Origin of the sequence: Methylocaldum sp. 14B (assembly GCF_002005105.1) — a bacterium.
Lineage (GTDB): Bacteria > Pseudomonadota > Gammaproteobacteria > Methylococcales > Methylococcaceae > Methylocaldum.
Window position 1 is genome coordinate 1 of sequence record NZ_MSCV01000060.1, and the last position, 7,879, is coordinate 7,879.

3 protein-coding genes are annotated in these 7,879 nt (G+C 53.9%); all 3 read right to left on the bottom strand.

The window, feature by feature from the left end; genetic code table 11:
- Positions 1 to 280 precede the first annotated feature (280 nt).
- The 3 genes from B2A78_RS25190 to B2A78_RS25200 all read right to left on the bottom strand — a co-directional run bounded on the left by B2A78_RS25190 (position 281) and on the right by B2A78_RS25200 (position 7,011).
- Positions 281 to 904 carry a cohesin domain-containing protein gene (locus B2A78_RS25190; RefSeq protein ID WP_168175556.1) on the bottom strand — a complete coding sequence of 208 codons (624 nt, stop codon included), beginning with the start codon at positions 902 to 904 and terminating at the stop codon, positions 281 to 283.
- A 29-nt stretch (positions 905 to 933) separates the two neighbouring features.
- Positions 934 to 1,572, bottom strand: a complete 639-nt coding sequence (locus B2A78_RS25195) for a hypothetical protein (protein WP_168175557.1) — start codon at positions 1,570 to 1,572, stop codon at positions 934 to 936.
- Between the two features lie 153 nt (positions 1,573 to 1,725).
- Positions 1,726 to 7,011 (bottom strand): DUF6531 domain-containing protein, encoded by a 5,286-nt coding sequence (locus tag B2A78_RS25200; RefSeq protein ID WP_077732812.1) that lies wholly within the window; start codon positions 7,009 to 7,011, stop codon positions 1,726 to 1,728.
- Positions 7,012 to 7,879 lie beyond the last annotated feature (868 nt).

Below are 7,879 nucleotides of genomic sequence, written 5' to 3' on the forward strand. Positions count from 1 at the left end.
AAAGCCGACGATCGCGCATTGATGATTTCGACTCTACGTGAATGTCGGCTTTGATTTCGGCCACACGGCACTAAATTCCTAAAGGCGTCTTTAGTGGCAGTTCGCTGAGAGGCAGGCCATTTATGCAAAGCGGACAGTTGCATCTCACGACAAAAGTCACGGCGGGAATCTAAAATAGTGATCTCACCAATCAAAGAAGGCCGGAAACCCTGCTTTTTGCTTCACAATTGATGTGAACGTTCAAAGGACTTCAATCCTTGTTGGAGAGTTATGATCAGCCTCAGGCCGCGATGCGGCTTCGATAGCAGAACCCTAATAGACCCGCCATCATCAATAACAGCGTCGAGGGCGCCGGCACGGTGGCTGCGGCGGCGACCGTGACGCGCCCCGTTTGGGTGTCGGCAGTCAGGGCATCGCCATATCCATCCGAGAGGGCGTTGATCGAGATTCCGAGAGCGCTGGTGCCGATACCCAAGGCCGTGAAATCAAGCGTTGCCAGAACGAAACTGTCGGTCTGCAAATCCTCCAAATAAGGCGCCAAGCAAAAGATGCAGCCCGTCGCACTGGGCTCGAGCAGACTCACCTCGAATAGGTTGACCGTTCCCGCGCCGGTGCTAAAGCTGACAAACGCTTCGCCTGCCAATTCATCACCCAGCGCTCCCCCGAAAGTTAGACCGGTGAACGCCAACACGCCGGCATTGAAACTAAGATCGAGATCGAATGCCCCGAGTGACGGCGCCGTGTGATTGCCGAGCCCCGCGATCACCAGATCGACCTGCACGGGGGTACCGGGATCGACCGTTTGGGTCACGGGGTTGACGCTCAGAGTGATCGCCTGAGAGGTGGCTGGAATCAGCGCCAGGCACACCAAGGCTTTGCGGAGCAGCATTTGGAATGGTTTCATTAGGCTTACCCTTAGTTTGAAGTGAGCATTCATTGAGTGGCGCAGCGAGGCCGGGTGCACAGCAGCGTGAGCTTTCGGGCATCGAGGGCGTCGATTTTCAGATCGCCGTTCAAATCCCGCAGGTCATTGGGACCGTTCGCCGGCGTGTTCCGGGCGGTCATGAGGCTGTTGAGATCGGCGTTGTCCACATCGCCGTCCTGATCGAGATCGCCGAGTTTCGGCACCGTGATAAAAACCCAATCGGGTGGGCTTTCCATCGCGCCATCGCTGACAAACAGAGCGACGGAATAGACCCCCTCCTGCCCAGGCGTGAAGGTGAGGTTTGATGTGTGGTCACCCGTCAGCGTAAGCGTGGCGCCGGTCATCTGAAGCCAGCGATAGCTTAAAGGCTCTGGACCGTTATCGGGATCGATGCTGGCACTGCCGTCGAGCGTCACCAGGCTGTTGAGCCGCACCACCTGATCCGGACCGCCATTTGCGGATGGCGGCACATTGGGCGGGGGAGGTGGTGGATGCGGCTCGGTAACAGTTTGTGTCGATCGATTGCCGGCGGCGTCGTAGGCATATTCGATGACCGTGCCGTTGCCGTAATCGGTGCGGACGAGACGGTTGAGATCGTCATAGGTATGGCTAATGTATTCTCCAATAACCAGCTGAGGTAATAACAATACTCCAACAATCAGGAGTGCTAATTGATGCAGTCGGCTCTTAAAAATCCACATGTTCTTGCCTTAAAAATTCTATTCTTCAAATATGGCGCATAAATAGTTGGTGAATGTATAAAGAAAATTTATATTGAGATACATTCAAGTATTCACCAATTATTTCTTTGGTGTTTCACTTTGGTATTTCGCAGCCAGCTTCCAAGACCAAAAGTCATTCAATGCTGAAACTAATGCATTGTTACTCGCAGCGTCATCAGTTTGACCCTCAGCCCACTTGGCAAGTAATGCAAATTTTTCCATTGCACCAGCAAGCTTTTTGCTACTCATGAATATTGATTGGATGCTAGATATTTGCAGATGGCTAAGATGGGAAATTGCGGTTTCAATATTTTCGACATTATTGAAAATATTGGCTAAATCTTTGGGTAAAGAAATCCATTCCAGTGCCTCGGCTCCAGCCAGTGCTACTTTGAATGTCTTATTGTTAATAATCGGATCTAAAACCCCTTGATCGGTAGTTGTTGGACCCATATCGAAGAATGCATTAATAGAATTCTCCACAGATCCGGCTAATGATTTGCTGGCTTCATTAAATTCATTCAGTGCCTGGATAGTATCAGCAAAGGCGTCGACTTTATTTCCGCCAGCCCCTTGAATCACTGCACTACCTAAATTGCCGATTGTTTTTGTGCTATGTACAACAAAATCCTTCAGATCTTCTCCAGCCTTCGCAAAAGCATCCCAACCAAATAGGCCACTGGGATCCACCAACCTCACCGGATTATTCAACGCATACACATACCGATTAAGAGTTTGGCCATTACTCAAGGAGCCCCTCAACGGGTCCTGGCCGATAAACCGCCCGAGTTCCGGGCTGTAATAACGGGCACGCGCGTAGTTGAGCCCAAAGCCTTCGTCCATCACCCCGAATTGGCCGACGAATCGGAACGGATTGTCGGTGGATTGCTGGAGATTCATCACCTGGCCGAACGGGTCGTAGGTGTAGGTGTCGGTGATCTGGCCATTGAGGTCGGTCAGCGCCACGGTGCTGCCGATGGGGTCGTAGTGGTAATAACGGGCCTCCCCATTGGGAGCGACGCGGGCAATCAGACCCAGGCCGTAGACGTAATAGGCTTGGGGCTTTCCGGTCGAATCCGATTCCACCAGGACGTCGCTCAGGGGCTTTGAGAGATCGAGCGTGTAGCGGGTTGGCACGTGATTCCGTTCCGCCTCGAGCCGATGCCCGAGACCATCATAGCGGTAGGTCGCCGCCGCCACGTCATTCACCCTGATCAATCGGTTTTCGATGTCGAATTCAAACGTGGCGCCGGGTTTCGCCAGCAGGTTGCCGTTCTCGTCATGCCTGACGGCTTTCCCGTTGAGGTCAGTCAAGCGGTTGGCGTCGTCATAGCTGTAGCTGTCGATCTGCGGACCGAATACCGGCGCCAAGGGTTCGGTCCGGTCGATCCCTAAGCGGTTGCCAACCGGATCCAGCGTCAGGTTGTATCCCGCCAACACGGACTGATCGGGCTTGAAGTTGATGAGTTGCGTGAGTCGGTCGGCGGCATCGTAGGCATAGGTCGCCTCGGTGCTGTTGGGATTGACCGCCGCCGTCAGCCGGCCGGCCGCATCGTACACATAGGTGGTTACACCGCCCAGCCAATCGGTGACGGACTGCATCCGGTTCAGTGCGTCATAGACGTAGGTCACCCGCTTGCCGTCCGGATAAACCACCGCCACCCGGTTGCCGGCGGCGTCGTACTCGTACGCCACCGTTTGGGCATAAGGGTCGGTCTGCTGGACCAAGCGGTTGAGCTCGTCGTAGGTGAAGGCCGTTCCGCCGAGGGGATCGGTCATGCCGACGAGGTTGCCGACGGCATCATAAGTGAACGCCACCGTGGAGGTATCGGGATAGGAAATCGTCTCCAGGCGTCCTGCGGCATCGAAGCCGTACTGGGTGACCTTCCCGTTCGCATCGGTACGCTGGATGGGGTGCCCCACGGCATCGTAGGCGTAGGTCTCGTTATGACCCAGGGGGTCGGCTTCGGCCACTCGCCGGTCGAGGGGATCGTAGGTGTAGGTGGTGGTATGGCCGTTCGGATCGGTCATCGCAATGCGGTTACTCACGGCGTCATAGGCGTAACTTGCCGTGCCGCCCAGAGCATCAAGGGACTGGGTCAGGCGTCCGAGCGCATCGTAGGTGTAACGGGTTTTGCGGTTATTCGGATCGATGACCTGCGTTAACCGGTCGAGTGCATCATAGGTCAGATAGGTGGTCTGGCCGAGTGCATCGGTCGCGCTGATCCGGCGATTGAGGCTGTCGTACGCCCACCCCCTCGTATGACCCAGCGGGTCGGTCTTCGTGATCAGATTGCCCTGTGCGTCGTAGGCGAATGCCGCGTGTTGTCCCAGCGCATCGGTCGCCCCGGTCAGGCGATTCGCGGCATCGTAGGTGAACTGGGTGGTGTGGCCGCGTGGATCGGTGACCGACACCCGGTGGTCGGCCGCGTCGTACCCGTAGGTGGTGGCGTGTCCGAGCGGATCCGTTACCGTCGTTAGAAAGTCATTGGCGTTATAGGTCAGGACGGTTTCGTGTCCCAGTGGATCAGTGATTCCGGTGCGGTTGCCGTTGGCGTCGTAGCGGAACCGAGTCGTATGGCCGAGGGGATCGGTCGTTTCCACCAGCCGATCGGCGGCATCGTAGACGAACGCGGTAATGCTGCCGTTGGCATCGGTCCGGCTGATCCGCCGGCCGGCGCCGTCGTAGGCATAGGTGGTGGTTTGACCGACCGGATCGGTGACCTTGATCACATTGCCGTGGGCGTCGAAGGTCTGGGTCGTCACCCGGCCGAGGGCGTCGGTCAACGTGACCGGCTGGCCCGTGGTGTCGTAGGCGATTTGGCGGGTATGGCCTAGGGGATCGGTCACTTGGGTGAGATTCCCGTGGCCGTCGTAGATGAAAGCGGTGGTGCCGCCCTGGGCGTCCGTCCGCTGGGTCGGGTTGTTGAAGTCGTCGTACGCGATCGTCGTGACCTGGCCCTTGGCGTCGGTCTTGGACGTCACGTTGCCGCGCGTGTCGTAGGCGTATTTCGTGACGTTGTCGTTCCGGTCGGTGACTTGAATCCGGTTGTTCTGGGCGTCATAGACGTACTGGATCCCATGGCCCAGCCCGTCGGTGTCCTTCACGAGGCGGCGGAGCCCGTCATGGGTGTGAATCGTGGTGTGCCCGGAAGGATCCGTGATGGTGGTATCACCGGGTGATGGGCTGTCATAGGCGAAGGTCGTCACAAAGCTGCGTCCGTTCTTTTGCGCGACCACGCGGCCTTGGCCGTCATAGGTGTTTTCGATCAGCGTGTGGCCGCGCCGGTCGGTGATCGTCGTGATATGGTGACCGGCGTCGTAGGCATACGTCTGGACCGCCCCCAGGGGATCGGTGTCCGAAATCAGATGCCCTTCGGCATCATAGGCGTAGTGGACCGTCCGTCCAATTGGATCGGTGAGTTGCACCAAATGGTTGTCGGCATCGTAGCTCAGGCTGACGGTCCGGCCGACCGTGTCGGTGATCGCGGTCAGATTGCCGGCGCCATCGTACGCGAAGTTCAAGGTGTTGCCGGTTGAATCGGCAAGCGCAATCAACCGGCCTTCGGCATCGAAGGTTTGCCGGGTCTGGTCCTTGGCCGTCAGGGTGATACTGTTGTCGGCGTTCTTCACCAGGCGGCTGTAAAGCCCCGGATATCGGGAGCGATAACTTCCATCGCCGTTCGGATCGTAGAACTCTTCGTGCCCGTCGCCCTGCTTGATCACCACCGAACCATCGGCCTGTTCGGTCAGACGCACGTTGTAGCTGTGCGTCCAACCGCGCCCCAGGGGACCCGAGTAGCTGTCCTGATCGTTGTAGGTGCGGGTGAAGGAGAAGGGGAGACCACGGCCGGGAAGTTTCAGGTCGGTGTGCTGGTAGTAGTAGTTGCCGGTGGCGGTGTTGACGGGTTCCGCGGCGAAGCCTGTAGGTGAAGCGGAAGATGCTTGCCCAAAAGAGGTTGGAATTGGCGGTGGCCCCGCAGGATTTAATAGGACAGTTCCGGAGTATCCGGGACGGGATGCCGTGGCAAGAATTTGCCCCTGATCATTAATATCTATGATGCTCTCGAGCTTATACCCTGAGAACTTGCTAATTAGCTCATTTAAATCTCGTATTCCATTGCGCTTATCCCAAATCCAGAAAATCTGCTCTGTTCTCTCTCCCGTTGAGCTATACACTGAAACTGAACCAATAACCTTATCTTGGTTATTTATAGCATGTGCGTAATAAAATGCGCGTGTGCCAAAGTCAAATGTATCATAGATCGAATTGACCTTCCCATTTGTGCTATCCATAATCTCAAAAGTTGGACATTGACCTGTACAGTAACCCGTATGTAGAAGTATTTTTCCATTATCATTTATATCCCAAGCAATCCACTTGTCGACACCAAGGTCCAGCAACGTTGAAGAATTGCTGTCAAAGATGAATATATGCGGTTCGTTATAATTTTCTGTTCCTTTTTTGATTCCTACTACTGGTACTTGACCATTATTATTAATTGCCCAGGCTACGCTATCTGTTTGATTTAGGTCATTTGGGTTGTAAGCAAGATCCATATCGCTTGGAGAACCTGTGCTGTTGTAAAAAACTGCGCGCACACTGGGGATTGTATTATTTGCTGCATCATATACGTAACTGGAGCCTACTACCTCTCCTCTATTGTTTATTTCGTTAGGGATAAGGCGAGTATCGTTAGGCAGCGGCTTTAAAATGAAATACTTCCCAGTGTTCAGATCACAAACATTATTCGCGCCTAGAACTTGTCCAACATCATTAAGCTTGAAACCGGTGCACGGGCTTGATTTTAAGCCATTCGCAGAACTCCACAAAAATGTTACCGAAGACGATGGTTTCTGCAGGAGCACATCACCAAAATTATTAATATCTCGACCTTCTAGTTCAGCGCTAATTTCTGTAACAGAATAAATAGTGGCATTACAATTGCCTGCATAGAGGATCATTGAGATTGCTAGGATCGTCTTGGCCATGTAGGCCGTCGATAATTTAAGGGGATATTTTTGTGATTTTCTGAAAAATAAACGAAGTTGGGCTAAAAGGAGAGTTATCACCGAAAGATACTCTATAGGGGAAGTTAACAGGAAATTAGTAATATTCAGGAATAACTGGTATTCCAGCCTTCGAGCGTTGAATTTTATTGCGGGGTCAGTCTGGCCCTGGTTGGCTTCGAAACCGAAAGGTAGCTTCCCGTAGAATTCGGAGAGACGAGCTTTCGAATCTGCACTCGTCATTGGGCGAATCAGCGGTAACGCTGCTTGTGCCGCATTCCCAAATACGCCGGCCGCGAAGAGCAGCAGCACCGAAAACCGAACAGCAGCCCATGAGCGCGTTGCTCTAGCCATCCCCTTCCCCCTGTGATAGTCCTCTGAAGTTTCGTTTCAACAAGCACTTACGAGGACATAGCAAAAGGACTGCCAACTGCTGCAAGGCTAGACCAGAACTACAACAAGCACTTTAGAAATAACGACTTACGCTTATGTCGCGTCCCTCGCGGAAACATTCCGAGATGGCGACGGTCGAGGCATCACGAAACTGTAAAAGAATCCATACAGTTTTTATTGAAATCGCAGATCGGAATGAATGAAACAGCAATCAGAAGAGGAATAGGTGAACGGGCGTGCAGCTTTGGCCCAGAACTTACTGACACGCGAAAGTGAATGTCGGAGTCACCGTAAGCCTCGGCGATCCCACGCGATGGTTCACTTTACTGGAATGTTAGGGTTACGCGACGTGACCTCTCCTTTGCCGCCGTGTACAAAGTCGTTTGAGAAAAGTTCAGACGAGACGGCGAGCGAGGATCTGGAAAGTATGTAAGAAAATGCTGACGTCAAGAAATTTTACAGGACCGTAGGTCGAGTAAGCGAACTCGCGCACCCTGCCTTCTCGGTTGCAGTAACTGAACGGGCCTGTGGCAGATTCTGACTTAACAGGCGTTCAACGGGACCCTGGCCGTTGGTTTTTTCGCAGATTTTGTACAAGCTTTTCGTTTTGCGGTTTCGATCGAGCACATCGAAGACCATGGTCCGGTTATCCGGAATTGTGAGCTCCTTTTCTTGAAGCAACCAATCTCTGAATGACCGGTTTGTCAGTTCAACTCGACGGACGCCGATGTTTTGCGCCCGTCACGTTATGGCCGCAAGTACCAACTCAAGCATGGTCCCAAAAGCCGACATTCGCGCCAATTGACGATCAGGCGCGAATGGCAGCAAT